The sequence below is a fragment of the Nocardioides marmoriginsengisoli genome (assembly GCF_003725695.1).
In the GTDB taxonomy this organism is placed as follows: Bacteria; Actinomycetota; Actinomycetes; order Propionibacteriales; family Nocardioidaceae; genus Marmoricola; species Marmoricola marmoriginsengisoli.
Window position 1 is genome coordinate 118,927 of sequence record NZ_RJSE01000009.1, and the last position, 16,817, is coordinate 135,743.

General features: G+C 72.9%; 15 protein-coding genes. 1 reads left to right on the top strand and 14 read right to left on the bottom strand.

The features are described from left to right. Positions 1-114: 114 nt before the first annotated feature. The 11 genes from EFK50_RS19280 to EFK50_RS22360 all read right to left on the bottom strand — a co-directional run bounded on the left by EFK50_RS19280 (position 115) and on the right by EFK50_RS22360 (position 12,370). A complete protein-coding gene (locus tag EFK50_RS19280) occupies positions 115-2,526 on the bottom strand; it encodes an ABC transporter permease (protein WP_123229218.1) in 2,412 nt (803 codons plus the stop codon). Then, complete coding sequence (locus EFK50_RS19285; RefSeq protein ID WP_123229219.1) at positions 2,523-3,281, bottom strand: ABC transporter ATP-binding protein; 759 nt, start codon at positions 3,279-3,281, stop codon at positions 2,523-2,525. The genes EFK50_RS19280 and EFK50_RS19285 overlap by 4 nt, the downstream gene beginning before the upstream one ends. A 108-nt stretch (positions 3,282-3,389) precedes the next feature. Beyond that, entirely contained in the window at positions 3,390-4,058 is a 669-nt protein-coding gene (locus tag EFK50_RS19290) for a response regulator (protein WP_123229220.1), read from the bottom strand. Next, the gene (locus tag EFK50_RS19295; RefSeq protein WP_123229221.1) at positions 4,055-5,212 is read right to left on the bottom strand and encodes a sensor histidine kinase; all 1,158 of its coding nucleotides are present in this window, start codon (positions 5,210-5,212) and stop codon (positions 4,055-4,057) included. The genes EFK50_RS19290 and EFK50_RS19295 overlap by 4 nt, the downstream gene beginning before the upstream one ends. Before the next feature lie 64 nt (positions 5,213-5,276). Beyond that, entirely contained in the window at positions 5,277-5,858 is a 582-nt protein-coding gene (locus tag EFK50_RS19300) for a hypothetical protein (protein WP_123229222.1), read from the bottom strand. Positions 5,859-5,860: 2 nt separating this feature from the next. Then, positions 5,861-6,253 carry a HicB family toxin-antitoxin system gene (locus EFK50_RS19305; protein WP_123229223.1) on the bottom strand — a complete coding sequence of 131 codons (393 nt, stop codon included), beginning with the start codon at positions 6,251-6,253 and terminating at the stop codon, positions 5,861-5,863. A gap of 174 nt (positions 6,254-6,427) precedes the next feature. Then, on the bottom strand, positions 6,428-7,153 hold the full coding sequence (locus EFK50_RS19310; RefSeq protein ID WP_183407921.1) for a lysophospholipid acyltransferase family protein: 726 nt from the start codon (positions 7,151-7,153) through the stop codon (positions 6,428-6,430). A 19-nt stretch (positions 7,154-7,172) separates the two neighbouring features. Further along, complete coding sequence (locus EFK50_RS19315; protein ID WP_123229225.1) at positions 7,173-7,406, bottom strand: SCO4848 family membrane protein; 234 nt, start codon at positions 7,404-7,406, stop codon at positions 7,173-7,175. Positions 7,407-7,420: 14 nt separating this feature from the next. Beyond that, complete coding sequence (locus EFK50_RS19320) at positions 7,421-8,809, bottom strand: cytochrome P450 (protein WP_246004244.1); 1,389 nt, start codon at positions 8,807-8,809, stop codon at positions 7,421-7,423. Between the two features lie 398 nt (positions 8,810-9,207). After that, positions 9,208-12,144, bottom strand: a complete 2,937-nt coding sequence (locus tag EFK50_RS19325; RefSeq protein WP_183407922.1) for a helix-turn-helix transcriptional regulator — start codon at positions 12,142-12,144, stop codon at positions 9,208-9,210. Positions 12,145-12,220: 76 nt separating this feature from the next. Then, positions 12,221-12,370 carry a hypothetical protein gene (locus EFK50_RS22360; protein WP_183407923.1) on the bottom strand — a complete coding sequence of 50 codons (150 nt, stop codon included), beginning with the start codon at positions 12,368-12,370 and terminating at the stop codon, positions 12,221-12,223. Positions 12,371-12,530: 160 nt separating this feature from the next. On the opposite strand from EFK50_RS22360, the gene EFK50_RS19330 reads away from it, so the two are divergent. Next, a complete protein-coding gene (locus EFK50_RS19330) occupies positions 12,531-13,235 on the top strand; it encodes a hypothetical protein (RefSeq protein ID WP_123229227.1) in 705 nt (234 codons plus the stop codon). On the opposite strand, the gene hutI is transcribed toward EFK50_RS19330, so the two are convergent. The 3 genes from hutI to EFK50_RS19345 are packed head-to-tail and all read right to left on the bottom strand — an operon-like array spanning position 13,228 to position 16,816. Beyond that, complete coding sequence (hutI, locus tag EFK50_RS19335) at positions 13,228-14,382, bottom strand: imidazolonepropionase (RefSeq protein WP_123229228.1); 1,155 nt, start codon at positions 14,380-14,382, stop codon at positions 13,228-13,230. The two genes, EFK50_RS19330 and hutI, sit on opposite strands and share 8 nt — an antisense overlap. Continuing rightward, on the bottom strand, positions 14,379-15,602 hold the full coding sequence (locus EFK50_RS19340; protein ID WP_123229229.1) for a formimidoylglutamate deiminase: 1,224 nt from the start codon (positions 15,600-15,602) through the stop codon (positions 14,379-14,381). Before EFK50_RS19340 ends, hutI begins: the two co-directional genes overlap by 4 nt. Then, entirely contained in the window at positions 15,599-16,816 is a 1,218-nt protein-coding gene (locus tag EFK50_RS19345; protein ID WP_123229230.1) for an allantoate amidohydrolase, read from the bottom strand. The genes EFK50_RS19340 and EFK50_RS19345 overlap by 4 nt, the downstream gene beginning before the upstream one ends. Position 16,817: the final 1 nt, after the last annotated feature.

The following is a 16,817-nucleotide window of genomic DNA, read 5'->3' on the forward strand; positions in this document are numbered from 1 at the left end:
TGACCTCCGAGAGACGGGGCCCACGTTGCTCCGGGAGGGGAGAGGACCGTGTCGCCACCCTAGTCACGGTTTCCCTCCCGCACCCTCCAAATCTGGATAGTCCCCGACCTCCGCTCAGTCCGCCGCCAGCCCCTCCGCAGGCGCCGTCCGGGCGGCCCGCCGCGCCGGCAGCACGCAGGCGGCCAGTCCGGCCACGCCCGCGACCAGGACCACGATCGCGAGCTGGTCCCACGGGATCCGCAGGCCGCCGCCGACCGCCGGGCGGATCAGGGTCAGGTCGCCGACCCAGGCGTAGCCGACGCCCAGCACGGTGCCGAGCACGGTCGCCACCACCGAGAGCAGCACGGCCTCGGCGGCGAGCGTCGCCCGCAGCTGCCGCCGGGTCAGGCCGAGGGCCCGGAGCAGGGCATGCTCGCGGCGGCGTTCGAGGACCGAGAGCCCGAGCGTGTTCCCGATCCCGACCAGCGCGATCACCACGGCGACGCCGAGCAGGCCGACGACGGCCCCGGTCAGGATGGTCAGCTGCCGGGTGACGTAGGCCCGCTGCTGCAGACCGCTCTCCACGTCCGCCGCGACCGGGCCGGCCAGGGCGTCCAGGTCACCGCCGAGATCCTCCGGGTCGGCGTCGTCGTCGGCACGCACCCAGACCGCCCGGGTCCCGTCCGACCCGAGTGCACGGAGCGTCTCCGGGGCGACCAGCCCGGCAGTGCCGAACCCCTCCGACGTGCGCACCTTCAGCCGGACCTTGCGATCACCGACCAGCACCGTCACCCGACCGGCATCCGGCGCCACGTCGTACGGGAGCACCAGCTCGCGCGGGCCGGGACGCGGCAGGGCGGCGCGCTCCACGACGCGCGCATCACCAGGCGGGGCGAGCAGGGTCAGCGAGCCGACCCCGTTCGAGACCTTCGCCAGCACCCCCGGGACGGCGGCCGCGTCCTGGACGCCGTCGGCCCCGCGGACGTCGGCGAGCAGGTCGCCGGGGAGCGGCGTCGCCGTGCTGCCGGTCAGGGTCACGTCGACCGGGTGCTCGGACTTCATCTCGTCGTCGAGCGAGGTCCGGGCGCCGGCGAGACCGGTGAGCACGGCCGTGGTGAGGGTGACCCCGATCAGCAGCGACGCCGTGGTCGCCGCGGTACGACGCGGCTGACGGACGGCGTTCCCGGTCGCCAGCCGCATGGCGGGTCCGCCGAAGCGACCGGCCGCGCCGCCGATCAGCCGGACCAGCGCCGGCACCACGAGGGGTCCGAGCAGCAGCACGCCGATGAACGAGAGTCCGCCGCCGAGCACCATCGCCGGTGCACTCTCGGACGCGACCGCAACTCCCATTCCGGCCAGGCCGGCCGCCAGGGAACCGGCCGCCAGGACCAGCCGCATCCGACCGGCGGCGGCCGATACCTCGGCGACCTCCTCGGTGCGCAGCGCGACCAACGGGCTGACCTGGGACACCCGACGGGTCGGCAGCCAGGACGCGACCAGGGTGACCAGCACCCCCAGCCCGTACGCCGACAGCAGCCACCGCGGGTCCAGCGAGACGGCGCCGAGCGGGGCTCGCGGGATCAGGGCCGCCACCAAAGCGACCACGCCGTAGCCGAGCGCCGCCCCGACGGCCAGTCCGAGCGCCGAGGCGAGCGCGCCGAGGACCAGCGCCTCCCGGCGCACCGACCGCAGGAGCTGGCCGCGGGTGCTGCCGACGCAGCGCAGCAACGCGAAGTCGCGGGTGCGCTGCGCGAAGAGGATCGAGAACGTGTTCGCGATGACCAGCACCGAGACGAACAGCGCGATCCCGGCGAAGAGCAGCAGCAGGTAGCCGAGCACGTCGACGCCCTGGGCCAGCTCCTGGGTCCGGTCGTCGACGAAGTCGTCCACCGACTGCACGGTGCCGTCGGTCGCGGCGCGCAACGCCGGGACCAGCCCGCCGGTGTTCCCGGCCGCCGCATAGGCGACCGAGTCGACGAAGAAGCGCGGCGTGATCGCGGAGACCGCGTCCCAGGTCAGGTAGACCGACGAGGAGACGCTGGCGGACGGGCTGTCCACGGTGCCGACGACCTCGACCTCCGCGGCCCGCGCTCCCGAGCCCACCCGGATCACGTCGCCGACCGCGGCCTGCAACGACTTGGCGGCGTTGACGTCGACGACGGCCTCGCCGTCGGCCCGGGGCATCCGCCCGTCGACGAGACGCTGCCACCGCATCCGGGAGTCGTCGGCGACGGCGCCGACGTCGACCTGGTCCGCGACGATCCCGTCGCCGCTGACCTGCTGCATGGTCCAGCCGAGGACCGCCGCGGAGTCGCCACGCTCCCGGGCCCGGTCGACCAGGGCGGCAGCCTGGCTGCCGTCGATGTCGGAGACCACCGCGTCGGCGTCCCGGTAGGGCAGGTCCACCCCGGCGACGATGCCGTCCCGCGCGGCCGAGGCGAGCGCGTTCGTGACCACGATGAACGCGACGCCGACGGCGATCGCGAGCGCCGCCGCCAGGTAGCGCCGGGTGTGCACCCGCAACGAGGCCAGCAGCACCGTCCTCATCGGCCGCCTCCCAGCGCCTGGACGAGAGCGTCCCGCGACGGGGCGACCAGGTGCTCGCGGACGGCACCGTCGACCAGCACCACCACGTCGTCCGCGTACGCCGCGGCGTCCAGCTCGTGAGTCACCATCACGACTGTCTGGCCCTGCTCCCGCACCGAGCGGCGCAGGTGGTCGAGCACCTCCGCCGAGGCCTTGCTGTCCAGGTTGCCGGTCGGCTCGTCGGCGAAGACCACCGCCGGCGCGTGCACCAGCGCCCTGGCGATCGCGACGCGTTGCTGCTGGCCGCCGGAGAGCTCGCTGGGGCGGTGCCCGAGCCGGTCGGCCAGGCCGAGAGTGCCGACCAGCGCGTCGAACCGGGCCCGGTCGACCGACCGGCCGGCCAGCTCGAGCGGGAGCCGGATGTTCTCGGCGGCGGTCAGCATCGGCAGCAGGTTGAAGCCCTGGAAGACGAAGCCGAGCCGCTCCCGCCGGAAGAGCGTCAACGCGTCGTCGTCGAGCTGCTCCAGCGCCTCGCCGGCCACCGTCACCGAGCCGGCCGTCGGCTGGTCGAGCCCGGCGAGGCAGTGCATCAGCGTGGACTTGCCGGAGCCGGAGGGCCCCATGATCGCGGTCAGCCGGCCCGCGGGCAGGTCGAGGTCGATACCGCGGAGGGCGTGCACCTCGGTGGCGCCGGTGCCGTAGCTGCGGGCCAGGCCGCGGGTGCGGGCCGCCGTACCGGTGGTCAGGTCGGGGGTGAGCTGCTGGGTCTGGGTCATGCCGTCGAGTCTTCGCGAGATCCGGCGCCCGATCGTCGGCCCGCGGGGCGAACCGGAGTCAGCCCGGAGGTGGACCCGCGCGGCCGGCGTACGACCTGGGGATGACGGTCAGCCGACCAGGCCGGCGCCGTAGGCCAGCACCACCAGCTGCACCCGGTCGCGGGAATCGGTCTTTGCCAGCAGCCGGCTGATGTGCGTCTTCACGGTCGCCTCGGCGACGACCAGGTCGGCGGCGATCTCGGTGTTGGAGAGCCCGCGACCGACCAGGACCAGCACCTCGCGCTCGCGTTCGGTGAGCAGCCGCAGCCGCGGTTCGGCCTCCGCCTCCGGAGTGCCGTCGGGGAGCGCGGCGGCGAAGTGCTCGAGCAGGCGACGGGTGGTGCTCGGGGCGACCACCGCGTCGCCGGCGTGCACCGAGCGGATCGCGTTCAGCAGCTCCGGCGGGGTCGCGTCCTTGAGCAGGAACGCGGCGGCGCCGGCCTTGATCGCGGCGAAGGCGTACTCGTCGAGGTCGAACGTGGTCAGCACGATCACCCGGGGCGTCGGTCCCTGCGCGGAGAGCAGCCGGGTCGCCTCGACACCGTCCATCCGCGGCATCCGGACGTCCATCAGCACCACGTCGGTCGCGGTCACGGCGAGCTGCTGGACCGCCGCGGCACCGTCACCCGCCTCACCGACGACGACCAGGTCCGGCTGCGACTCCACCAGCATCCGGAACCCGGCGCGCACCATGTCCTGGTCGTCGACGAGGAAGACGCGGATCGGATCGGTGCTCACCCCGGAATCCTCGCGCAGACCCGGTAGCCTCCCCCAGGCCGGGGGCCGGTCTCCAGCTCGCCGCCGTGCGCCAGCACCCGTTCCCGCATCCCGACCAGGCCGAGGCCGTGGCCGTCGTCGGCCACCGCGGCGCCGCGACCGTCGTCCAGCACCTCGACCACGACCTCGCGCCCCGGGAGGACCTGCACGTCGATCAGGGTGGTCGCCGTCGGCCCGGCGTGCTTGCGCACGTTGGAGAGCGCCTCCTGCACCACCCGGTACGCCGTCAGGGCCGTCCCCGGCGCGACCTCGGTTCCCAGCGCGGGCAGGCTCGAACGCACGTCGCCACCGGCTCCCCGGGCGTCCTCGATCAGCAGCGCGAGGTCGTCGAGCCGCGGTTGCGGGCGGGTTCCGGTGTCTCCGTCGCGGAGCAGGCCGAGCAGCCTGCGCATCTCGTCGAGGGCCTCGCGGCCGGTGCCGGCGATCCGCTCCAGGGTGTCGACGGCCAGCTCCGGTTGCTGCTGCGCGGCATAGCGGGCACCGTCGGCCTGGACGACGATCACCGAGAGCCCGTGCGCGACCACGTCGTGCATCTCGCGCGCGATCCGGGCGCGCTCGGCCTGGGCGGCGAGCTCGACCTCCTGGGCCGCCTCCCTCGCGATCCGCTCGCCGCGCTCGACCAGCGTGTCGACGTACGCCTGCCGGGTGCGGCCTAGGGTGCCGAGCGCCCAGGCGGCGACCTCGATGGTGGCGATGGTGACGAAGTACGGCGCGAACGTGCTCGGGGTGACCTCGCCGTCGTACCCGTTGATCCAGACCATCGTCGCCACCACCGCACCGGCGAAGCCGACCGCGAGTGCGCCGAGGCTCGACCAGGTGCCGGCGTACCGGGCGACCGAGTAGGTCGCGATCGGGAACGCGACCTGGGTCCACATCGGGGTGTCCAGGAAGAGCGGCTGCACCGCGGACGCCGCCGCCACCGCCGCGAAGGCCGCCACCGGGTGGGTCCGCCGCCAGAGCAGCGGCACCGCCTGCAGCACGCCGAGCACAGTCCAGCTGGTGCCGAGCAGGAACGGGAAGGTGGCGACCGGGACCAGGATCGCCGCGACCAGCGCGCGGTCGAACCAGACCTGGCCGCGCGGGCCCAGCCGCCAGCGCTGCCCCGTCTGATCCATGGCCCGACCGTAGCCGTCGGGGCGGCACCGGTCGTCAGACTGGGGGCTGATCTGCCCGGGTCGGCTAGCGGCGGGTCCGCTCCAGGTAGGCGAGACCGCGCGGCGAGAGCTCGTAGCCGACCGGGTGGCTGATCGTCAGACCCATCCCCTTCAGCTTGCGGACGTCGATCTTGAACGGCGCAGTCTCCCGGCCCTCGATCTCGGCGAGGTCGGGAGCCCGCCGCTGCGGGTGCTGGCGGATCAGGTCCAGGGTGCGCATCGTCCAGGCGCCGTGGCTGCTGGCGCGGTCGAGCCGGTCCAGCTTGGCGTCGATCGCGGCCACGTCCTCGTCGGTCAGTTCGGCGCTCTCCCGCAGCGCGATCCGCGGGTCCGCTCCGGCGTACTCGAGCTCGATCCGGTACGTCGTCCAGTCCTCGTCCCCGGCCAGCCGCTTGCGCACCGAGTCCGGGTCGACGTGCCCGGCCCGGACCGCGTCCGCCTTGGTGATCTTCTCGGGACGCACCGCCCGGACCGACACCACCCGGATCACCCCGGCGATCGTCTTGAACTCCGACCCGGGCTTCACCGCCTGTTTCTTCCACCGCCGGAAGGCGACACTCATCGAGCCGTCGGCAACACCGTGGGCGACCTGGGGTGGGAGCAGCACGGCTACCTCTTCGCCTCGGCCGAGAGCAGCTGATGGACGCGCTGGTGCGAGACCGCGAGCACCGAACCGATGTCTCGGAGCGGAACGTCCGCCTTGGCGAGCGCCTTCGCCGTCCGCACCATCAAGGCGGCCGCTCGCTCCTCGGCCTCCTTCGCCTCAGCACGCAGGTTGAGGATCTCCGCCATCGTGGCGGCGAGGTCGCTGCCCTCGACCTCCACCTGCGGATTCATGAGCTGGATCTGCGACGGCACCAGATCCTGGTCCACGGCGATGTACGACCTCGCCATGTCCTCGACATCGCTGAGTCGACGCGCCTGGGTGAGCCCGTCGATCTCGGGAATCTCGATCATCCACCACTTCCCGTCGCGGCGGACCTTCACCTCGAACGTCCTCATGGCCGTCATCCTTTGCACTCATCGATCGCTTTGCGGGCCTTGCGCACCACTCCCGGCGAGATGGCCCGGTGGCCATCACTCACCATCAGAATAGGCTAGTGAGATAGACAGATACAAGTCAAGGGGGCTAGACACATCTGTGGATTCCGGTCCGGATCGACCAGGTAGGACCGGCTAACGGTTGCGGCGACGCCAGAGCGCGTAGCCGATGCCGGCCGCGGCGAGCCCTCCGGCGATCAGACCCGGGGTGTTCCGGAGCTTCGCGTACTCCTCGGAGACGGTCGGCCAGAGCGTCTGGTCGAGGAGCATCCCGGCGTGCTCGGGCGAGGCCTGCAGGTCGGTGACCGGGATCGGCTCCCCGAACACGATCCGGACCTTGCGCGGCAGCGGCCACTTGCGCTTCTCGGTACCGGTCATCGCGGTCGGGATGATCACCGCGCCGGTCTCGATCGCCAGCCGGGTCGCGCCGCGCTTGGGGTTGCCGAGGCGCTCCGGGTCGGAGACCCGGGTGCCCTCCGGGAACAGCGCCAGCACGTCGCCGCGCAGCAGGATCGCGCGCGAGGTCTCCAGCGCCTCCTGGTCGGAGGCGCCGCGCAGGACCGGGAACGCACCCAGCGCCAGGAAGAGCCGTCCGCGCCAGCCCCGGAACAGCTCGGCCTTGCCCATGAAGTGCAGCCGGCGCTTGACCACCGCCGCCAGGAAGAACGAGTCCCAGAAACTCTTGTGGTTCGGGGCGATCACGACCGGTCCGGTCTTCGGGATGTTCTCGACACCCTTCGCCTGGAGGCCGAAGAAGATCCGCAGCACCGGGACCAGGATCAGTCGGACCAGGAAGTACGCGACCGGGTTGCTGCCCTTCTCCCGGGCGAGCTCGTGCGCCTGCTCGTGCGTCAACTCCATGAGGGAAGTCTCCCAGAGGTCAGCCGGCGTCGGCATCCGTGGCACGGGACGCCTTGAGCGCCTGCCAACCCCAGCGCCCCAGGACGACGGCGATGAGCACGTTCACCACGATCAGGAACGAGTGCGCGACGTAGTAGCCGGTCGCGCGGTCCTCGGTCGTGTCGATCAGCGCCTTGGTGAACCTGGCGTAGGTCAGCACGTTCCAGACGGCGACGGCGAGCAGGACGAGGGCGTGCTTGCGTTCGAACTTCACCGGACCAGTCTCGCCTAGCGCCGGGTGACGATGATCTTGGCCCCGTTCTTGGGCACGGACGTGATGTTGCGGACCTTCGCCTCCTCCTTGGTCCCCGGAGGCAGGCTCACGTCGTACGCCGACAGCACCTCGCGGAGGACGGCGACGCCCTCCATGATCGAGAACCCGGCACCGATGCAGCGCCGGACGCCACCACCGAACGGGATCCAGGTGTTCGTCGCGACCGCCCCGTCGGCGAACCGCTCCGGACGGAAGGCGAGGTGGTCCGGGTGGCTCTCCTCGGACTCGTGGGCGAGGATGATCGACGCCGCCACGTTGGCACCAGCCGGCAGGTCGATGCCGCCGATCGTGGCCGGCTCCATCAGGTGACGAACCACCATCGGGATCACCGGGTGCAGCCGCATCGACTCCTTGAGGACCGCCTCCAGGTAGTCGTTGTCGCCCGCAGTCGCCGCCTCGCGGGCGCGCTGCTCGACGTCCGGGTTCTGGCCGAGCTCGTGCAGCGCCCAGGCGAGCGCCGTCGCGGTGGTCTCGTGCCCGGCGAGCAGCAGGGTGACGAGCTGGTCGCGGAGCTCCTCGTCGCTCAACCCGGTGTCGGCCGGATCTTCCTCGTCACGAACCATCAGCAGCCGGGAGAGCACGTCGGTGCGGTGCTCGAGGTCCTCGGCACGACGCCGCTCGGCGATCTCGGCGTAGATCACCTTGTCGAGCGCGGCCTGGTTCTCGAACGCCCGCCGCCACGGGCCGAGCTTCTGCATCTTCGGGAAGCCCCACCCGAGGAACACCGCCGGGCTGACGTTGACGGTCTTGTTGACCAGCGGCCGCATCTCCGCGAGCCGAGCCTCGTCGGTGACGCCGAAGACGACCTGCAGGATCACCTCGAGGGTGAGCGCGTTCATCCGTTCCAGGGACTCGAACGCCTGCCCCTCGCGCCACGAGCCGACCTCGGTCTTCGTGAGCCCCTCGATCATCGACTCGTAGGAACGCAGTGCGTGCCCGTTGAACGCCGGCATCAGCAGCTTGCGGGCCCGCTTGTGCTGGCTGGAGTCGACCAGGAGCAGCGAGTGCTCCCCCATCACGGGGCCGAGGATCGCGTTGCCCTTGCCCGCGTGGAACACCTCCGGGTCGCCGGCGAAGATCTCGCGGACGTGCTCGGGCTTGTGGAAGAAGACCATCCAGCGGCCCTCGGGAAGGATCTTGATCGAGAAGACGTCGCCGTACTTGCGGCGCAGTCGCGGGACCCACTGGTGCCGGAAGCGCATCAGCATGATGCTCTGCAGGAGGCCGGAGTAGCGCGGCCCGTCGGGGATCTGGTCCCCGGTCACCTTCGCCGCCAGCCCCTGGCCGAGCGGGCGCATCTTCTCGAAGCGAGCCTCGGTGCGCGGGTCGATGTCAACAGTCATGGGTCACGTCCCTTCCCGGCCATCCTAGGAGCGAGGTCCGCACAGGAGTACCTCCCCAGGTAGGAGATCCGAGCAGGGAGGACGCGCCCCCGGGACCGGAGAGGGTGGGCCCCGGGGACGCGCGATCAGGGGGCCGGGCGGCGGGCCCGGCCGTCATGCCAGGGAGCAGGTCGCGCTCCGCGAACACCCCGCCCGGGCGCCGAGGGAGACCTCGCCCGCATCCGCTCGGAGGATGCGGGCGAGGATTCGCAGGAGCGAGAGAACTTCCCTTCATCGGCGCCGATGAATCGGAGCACATCGGCTGTTATGGGCATTTCTGGTAACAGATCCGATGTTCTAATGCCGTAAAGTTCCCGTCAAACGTCAATCCACAGGCTGCCTCAGGCGCCGATCCGGCCTCAGAGAAGCTTGTTGCGCTGCGCGATGGCGGCCGCCTCGGTGCGGGTGCTGGCACCGAGCTTGGCGAGGATGTTCGACACGTGCACGCTGACCGTCTTGGTCGCGATGAAGAGCTGCTTGCCGATCTCGCCGTTGGAACGACCCTGGGCGACCAGCGCCAGGATCTCCGACTCGCGGGCGGTCAGCGCCTCGTTGGACTGGACCGCGCGCTGCCGCGGCGCGGCACCGAGTCCGCGCAGCTCCGCGAGCAACGGAGCGGCTCCGAGGCGGGTGGCCTCGGCACGAGCCGGGTCGGCGAACGAACGCGCCTGGGCCTGGTCACCGCCGGCCTGCAGCACCGCCGCCAACCGGGCCTGGCAGCGCGCGATCTCCCAGCGGTGGCCGTAGTCGGTGAACCGGTCCAGCGCGGTGCGCCAGGACTCGATCAGCTCGGCCTCGTCCGGAGGATCGATCCCGAGCAGCCAGCGGAGCCGGAGGTGCTCCGCGGTCAGCCGGGCCGCCCACGCGACGCCCTCGGGACCCCAGTGGGTGGTCTCCTCGGCCTGCAGCGCCAACGTCCGGCGACTGCCCTCGATGACCCGGTCGGCCACCTCCGCGACCCGCTCGCGCTCGGCACCGACGAGGCCGGGGACGCAGCAGGCGAGCGCACCGAGCGTGACCGCCCCGAGGCGGACCCGGGCATGGAAGAACTCCCGCCACAGCGCGGTCATCGTCTCCACCACGGCGTCGTGCTCGGCGATCACCGCGTCGACATCGCCCTTCAGCGCGTGCAGCTCGATCGCCGCCGGACCGACGGTGATCGGGATCAGCCCGTCCTTCGACCAGTGCGAGCGGAGCTGCGGCAGCAGGGCTGCTGCCTTCTCGTCGCCCCGCGTCGCCCTCACGGTCAGGTCGATCGCCGCCAGCAGCGTCTCCGGTACGGCGGGCGGCGCCTGTCCGCTCACGTCGGAGAGCCGGACGGCGTCGTCGAGGTCACCGGTGATGGTGGCGATCTGGGCCAGCAGCAACCGGGAGTCGAAGGCGAACGGCGCCCACGGCTGGCCGATCCCGACCGCCACCGCGTAGGCACGCTCGAACTTCTCCACCGCCGCCGGGAACGAGGCCCGGTCCTGGTGCCACCGGCCGAGCAGGAAGAGCGAGCGGAGCTGCGCACCGGCGGCCCCGGTCTCCTCGGCCCGGCGGACCGCTTCCTCGAGACCGGAGCGGACGTCCTCGGAACCCTTCGCCCCCAGGGCGGCGAGGGTGGTGATCACCTCGGTGGCCAGCCGCGGCAGGTCCTGGGTCTCGGCCAGGGTCAGCGCCTCGGCACCGACCTCGCGAGCCTGGTCGACGTTGTCGTTGAGCGCGTGCGCCCGGGCGTGCGCCGCCAGCACCGTCGCGCGCAGCCGGGACGGCTCGTCGGGGATCAGCCGCAGCGCTTCCTCGGTGAACTCCAGCGGGTTGAGCCGGGTCTCCTCGACCATCACCGCGGTCGCCATCGCGATCAGCAGCCGGCCGCGCTGCTCCGCGGGCCAGTCGTCGGCCAGGCCCTCCAGCATCTCGCGGACCACCGAGAGCGCCCGACCGGGACGCCCGGAGGCGATCAGCGCGTCGGAGACCCGGTGACCCAGGTAGCCGAGGTCGACGGCGACGTCGGTGCGCGACGCCGGGTCGGCGAGCAGCTCGATCGCGGTCGAGAAGTGATCGGCTGCCTCGTCGGGCCCGCCGACCGACATCGCCTCGTCGCCGGCCCGGATGCTGGCATCGACCGCGGTGGCGAGGTCGTGGGCGGCGCGGGCGTGCCGGGCCAGCTCTGCCGCCGTACCGCTGGCTCGTCCGGAGGCGAGGGCGCCCACGTAGGCGGCATGCATCCGGACCCGCTCGCCGGGCAGCAGGTCGCCGTACACCGCCTCGGCGAGGAGGGCGTGCCGGAACCGGTAGAAGTCGTTGCTGGTCGGCACCAGGACGTTGAGCTCGACCGCCTCGCGCAGCGCGGACTCGAGGGCGTCGGCCGTCACCGGCGCCACCTCGGTCAGCAGCCCGTGCGAGACCCGGCGACCCGAGACGGAGGCCGCCCGCACCACGAGCTGGGCCGACTCGCTGAGCCGGTCGAGCCGGACCAGGAGCAGGTCGGCCAGGTCCTCGGGCACCGGCCCGCCGTGCGCCGAGGTCGCGCCCACCAGCTCCTCGACGAAGAACGCGTTGCCCTCGGCCCGGGCGAGGATGCCGGCCATCTCGCTCTCCCGCAGCGGTGCCGGGTGCAGCTGCTTGACCAGCGAGCGCACGTCGCGCGGACCGAGCGGGTCGAGCTGCATCCGCGCGACCCCGGGGATCCGGCCCCACTCGGCCGAGGCCTGGCGCAGCGGGTGCCGGCGGTGCAGGTCGTCGGACCGGTACGACGCGACGATCGCCACCTGGTGCTCGAACGGGCGCGAGAGCAGGAACCGGATCAGGTCCCGGGTCGAGGTGTCCGCCCAGTGCACGTCCTCGAGGACGAGCAGCAGCGGGGACTCCTCGGCGACCGCGTCGAGAAGTCCATGCACCGCGTCGAAGAGATCGCCGCGGCCGACCGCCGCCGAGGTGTCCTGCTCGGAACCCTGCATCGTCCGGCGGCCGGGTTGCAGGGCGCGCAGCACCGGGCGCTGGCCGGCGACCTCGTCGAGGAGGTTGGGCACCTCGTTGGCGAGCCGGCCGATCACCTCGGAGAACGGCAGGTAGGGCAGCGCGCTGTCGCCGAAGTCCAGGCAGTGCCCGGCGACGACCTGCCAGCCCGTTCCGAACGCGACGTCGCGCAGCTCGGTCAGCAACCGGGTCTTGCCCACGCCGGCGTCGCCGCCGAGCAGAACCGCCCGGTGCGAGCCGTCGCCCCGGACCCCGATCGCCGAGGCGAGCTCGTCGAGCTCGGCCTGGCGACCGATCAGCTCGCGGACGTCTGCAGGCAGGTCGGGAAGGGGCACGCCCCCCATGATGACGGTTTCGACCGACAACGTCGCCTCGGTTAGCCGACCGACGCTCGGCTCCGCCAGCGTCATCTCAGGCTGCGGTGCCCGAATCGGTGCTCTTGATCCGGTTGCGGGTCAGCGCTGCCGCCACCCGGCCGTTGAGCAACGGCCGGTAGGAGCGGCGCAGCTGCTCGCGGTGGTACTCGTTCTCGGCCCGGATGAACGTGGTGTCGTACAACATGATGGTGCTCCTCTCCGGGCGTCTGCCCCGGTTTCTCGATGACTAGAGACTCGTTGCCTGAGGTAGGCCCGGACATCGGGCGGGTGCCCTAGATCTGCGGGACCCGGGTGCTGGCTACCTCACATTGACCCGGCGCGGCCGTGCCGACAGGCTGAGGCCCATGCCCTACCTACGACCCGTCCCGGCCACCGTCCTCGCGGTCGTCGCCGCGATCGGCCTCACCGGGTGCGGCAAGGAGGACCCGGGCTTCACGTTCCCGGACCCGGTCACCACGACCACCGGGCCGACGGCGACCACGAGCACCGGCAGCACCCCCGGAGCGACCGAGGGCACCAGCCCGCCGGCGACGCCGACCGATGCTCCTTCCACCGGGAGCCCCGGGTGCCCGGCGGCCACCGCGATCCCCGACGGCACCTGGTCGGGCCCGCTCGCGGTGGCGCTGCACGGCGTCGGCGGCACCAGTCAGTTCACCGACTCCCCCGCGACCGGCACCCTGCGCCTGACCGTCGCCAACGGCAAGGTCACCGGCGGTGCCTGGAACCTCGGCTGGAATTCCGAGGGCTCCGCGAAGTCCCAGGGCACCGAGGCGTTCATCAAGGTCGCCGGCAGCATCCGCGGATCGGTGGCCGGCTCCGCGAAGAAGCCCGCCCTCGCCGGCACCTGGCGCCTGGACGGCTCCGCCGGACTGGTCCTGCCCGAGAAGACCCAGGCACCGGTCCGGGACAGCGGCACCGAGAAGACCACCCTGACGATCGCCTCCGCCGACTGCCGGACCGCCTCCGGGACGCTGCGGATCTCCTTCGACAGCAAGGAGACCCTGGCCACCTTCAGCGGCAACGGCAGCTGGGCCGGGAAGCTCAGCTGACGGTGTCGATCACCAGCGGCACGCCCGGCCGGTAGGCCAGGTGCAGGTACGACGGCGCGTCCAGGACCGCGTAGTGCGCCCGCGCGCCGACGGAGAGCCGGCCGACGTCGTCGCGACCGAGGGCGCGCGCCCCGCCGCGGGTCGCGGCCCAGAGCGCCTCGGCCGGCGTCATCCCCATCTCGCGCACCGCCACCGCGACGCAGAACGGCAGCGACGAGGTGAAGCTCGATCCCGGGTTGCAGTCGCTCGCCAGCGCCACGACCGCACCCGCGTCCAGCAGTGCCCGCGCGTCCGGGTACGGCGACCGGGTGCTGAACTCGACACCGGGAAGCAGGGTCGCGACCGTGCCGGACGCCGCCAGCGCCGCGACGTCGGCGTCGGTCAGGAAGGTGCAGTGGTCGACCGCGGCCAGACCCAGCTCGCAGGCCAGCTCGATTCCCGGCCCGGGGCCGAGCTGGCTGGCGTGCAGCCGCCCGGCCAGGCCGGCCTCGCGACCGGCGGCCAGGATCGCCCGGGCCTGGTCGACGTCGAAGGCACCGGTCTCGCAGAACACGTCGATCCAGCGGGCGTGCTCGGCGGCCGCCGCCAGCATCGGCCCGGTGACCAGGTCGACGTAGCCGGCCGGGTCCTCGGCGAACTCCGGCGGCACCACGTGTGCGCCGAGGAAGGTGGTCTCCTCGGTGAACCCGCGGGCGATCGCCAGCGACCGGGCCTCGTCCAGCACGGTCAGGCCGTAGCCGCTCTTGATCTCGACGGTGGTGGTGCCCTGCCGGCGCATCTCCGCGACCAGCCGGGCCACTCCGGCGGTGAGCTGCTCGTCGGTGGCGGCGCGGGTGGCGGCGACCGTCGTACGGATGCCGCCGGCGGCGTAGGGCTCCCCGGCCATCCGGGCCGCGAACTCAGGCCCGCGGTCGCCGGCGAAGACCAGGTGCGCGTGCGAGTCCACGAACCCGGGAACGACCGCGCGACCGCCGAGGTCGGTGCGGGCGTCGGCGGCAGGGGCGTCGACCCGGCGACCGACCCACGCGACCCGGCCGCCCTCGACCACCAGCGCCGCATCGGTCACCAGCCCGAGCGCCGACCCGTCGCCGACCTGCGGATCGTTGGTGACCAGCTCGCCGATGCCGGTCACCAGCACACTGGTCATCGGAGCACCCGGACGTCGGCGCCGGTCGCCGCGAACACGACCGCCTCGGTGCTGGCCCCCGTGCCGCGCAGCCGCCAGGAGTCCAGGTCGAGGGTGCGCAGGTCGGCACGGTGGCCGACCGCGATCCGGCCGCCGTCGTCGAACCCCAGCGAGGCATGGCCGTCGACGGCCGCCGAGGCGAACAGCTCGGCCGCGCTGAAGTGCCCGCGCTCCTGAGTGGCCAGACGTTCGTGCATCTCCACCCCCCTCATCTCCTCGAAGAGATCGATCACCGCGTGACTGTCCGATCCGAGCGTGAGCCGGACCCCGGCATTGCGCAAGGCCCGCGCCGGCCCGATCCCGTCGGCGAGGTCGCGCTCGGTCGTCGGGCAGAAGCACGCGAACCCACCGGCCTGGCCGAGCAGCCCGATGTCGGTCGGCGTCAGGTGGGTCGCGTGCACGACGCTGGTCATCGGGCCGAGGACACCCTCCTCGGCGAGCAGCTGCGTCGGGGTCAGCCCGTACGCCGCCAGGCAGGCCTCGTTCTCGGCGACCTGCTCGGAGAGGTGCACGTGCAACGGGCGGCCGGCGGCGGCCTCGGCGACGACCGCGAGCTGGTCCCGCGGGACCGCGCGCACCGAGTGGATCGCGACGCCGACCCGGTCGTCGTCCAGGGCCGCGACCCGCTCGGCCCACCGGTGCGCGCCGCCGTCGCTGAACCGGCGCTGGACTCCCTCGGCGGGGCGGCCGATGCCGGCGGCCAGGTAGCAGCCGTCGAGCAGCCGGATCCGGATCCCGGCGTCGTCGGCGGCGGCGAGCAGCGCCCGCCCCATCTCGTTCGGGTCGTCGTACGGGGTGCCGTCGGGCTGGTGGTGCAGGTAGTGGAACTCGCCGACGGCGCCGATCCCGGAAGCGACCATCTCGGCGTAGGTGTCCCGGGCGAGCGCGAAGTAGCTGTCCGGGGTCAGCTCGGCGGCGACCGCGTACATCTGCTCGCGCCAGGTCCAGAAGGTCCCCCGTTCGGCCTGGACGTGGCCGCGCAGGGCCCGGTGGAAGGCGTGCGAGTGGCAGTTGGCGAGGGCCGGGATGGTGAGGCCTGGAGTGAGCTCCGCGGGTCCGTCACCGCGTCTCGACAAGCTCGACGTCCGGAGCCCGGTGATCACGCCGTCGGTCACCTCGATGCCGACGTCCGGCTCCACCACCCCGTCGACCAGCGCGTGCTCCAACCGGTACGACGTCACGACGCCAGCTCCGCCAGCGCGTCCGCCAGGGCCTCCACCCCGGCCAGGCAGTCCGCCGTCTCCGCGAACTCTGCGGGCGAGTGCGAGACACCGGTGGGGTTGCGGACGAAGAGCATCGCCGACGGGATCCCGGCGACGGCCAGCACGCCGGCGTCGTGGCCGGCGGCGGTCGCGATCACCGGACGGTCCGTTCCGAGCGCCGCGAGCCGCCGGGTCAGGTCCGTGTCGAAGAGCACCGCCGGCGAGACCGACTCGGCCGTCACGGCGAGCGTGGTCCCGTCACGTGCGGCCCGGTCCAGCCCCTGGCGCTCGATCGCGGCGACCAGTCCGGCCAGCTCCTCCTCCGTCTCGCAGCGGGCGTCGAGCCAGGCGGTCACCGACGAGGGCACCGCGTTGGTCGAGTTCGGGCCGACGTCGAGGCGTCCGAAGGTCGCGCGCGCCCCGGCCGCCGACGCGCTCAGCCTGGCCTGCTTGTTCGCCGCGAGCGCGGTCATCGCGAAGGTCAGCATCGGGTCGTGCCGGTCCGCCATCGCGGTGCTGCCGGCATGGTTCGCCTCGCCGTCGAAGTCGAAGCGGTACCGGCCGTGCGGCCAGATCGAGGACGCCAGGCCGACCGCGACGTCGCGGTCGACCAGGTCGCGCCCCTGCTCGACGTGCAGCTCCAGGTAGCAGCCGACGTCGCCGAGCCAGTCGCTGCGACCGAGCACCGGCTCCAGCCCCTGCGCGCTCATCGCGTCCTCGAGCCGGACCCCGTCGCGGTCGCGCAGCGCCCGGGCCTGGTCGGCCGAGACCGACCCGACCGCGAGCCGCGATCCCAGGCAGGCCAGGCCGAACCGGGAGCCCTCCTCCTCGGCGAACGCGGCGACGCCGATCGGCCGGGTCGGGTGGATGCCGCGTTCCCGCAGCAGGTCGATCGCGGCCAGGGCGGAGACCACGCCGAGCGGGCCGTCGTACGCGCCGCCGTCGAGGACCGAGTCCAGGTGCGAACCGGTCAGGACCGCGGGGCCGGACGCACCGGCGTGCTCCCACCAGCCGACGGTGTTGCCGTTGCCGTCGCTCTGGACCCGGAGGCCGCGGGCGGCGCACTGCTCGACGAACCAGGCATGGCACTCGCGTTCCGCCGACGCGAACGGTTGCCGGAAGTAGCCGCCGCCGACTCCGGACCGGCCGACCGGGGCGAGGGCGGCCCACATCTGCTCGAACGACTCAGGCATG

Coding starts and splice junctions, on each gene's coding strand:
- EFK50_RS19280 (WP_123229218.1), bottom strand. CDS start 2,526: ATGAGGACGGTGCTGCTGGCCTCGTTGCGGGTGCACACCCGGCGCTAC.
- EFK50_RS19285 (WP_123229219.1), bottom strand. CDS start 3,281: ATGACCCAGACCCAGCAGCTCACCCCCGACCTGACCACCGGTACGGCG.
- EFK50_RS19295 (WP_123229221.1), bottom strand. CDS start 5,212: ATGGATCAGACGGGGCAGCGCTGGCGGCTGGGCCCGCGCGGCCAGGTC.
- EFK50_RS19305 (WP_123229223.1), bottom strand. CDS start 6,253: ATGAGGACGTTCGAGGTGAAGGTCCGCCGCGACGGGAAGTGGTGGATG.
- EFK50_RS19310 (WP_183407921.1), bottom strand. CDS start 7,153: ATGGAGTTGACGCACGAGCAGGCGCACGAGCTCGCCCGGGAGAAGGGC.
- EFK50_RS19320 (WP_246004244.1), bottom strand. CDS start 8,809: ATGACTGTTGACATCGACCCGCGCACCGAGGCTCGCTTCGAGAAGATG.
- EFK50_RS22360 (WP_183407923.1), bottom strand. CDS start 12,370: ATGTTGTACGACACCACGTTCATCCGGGCCGAGAACGAGTACCACCGC.
- EFK50_RS19330 (WP_123229227.1), top strand. CDS start 12,531: ATGCCCTACCTACGACCCGTCCCGGCCACCGTCCTCGCGGTCGTCGCC.
- hutI (WP_123229228.1), bottom strand. CDS start 14,382: ATGACCAGTGTGCTGGTGACCGGCATCGGCGAGCTGGTCACCAACGAT.
- EFK50_RS19345 (WP_123229230.1), bottom strand. CDS start 16,816: ATGCCTGAGTCGTTCGAGCAGATGTGGGCCGCCCTCGCCCCGGTCGGC.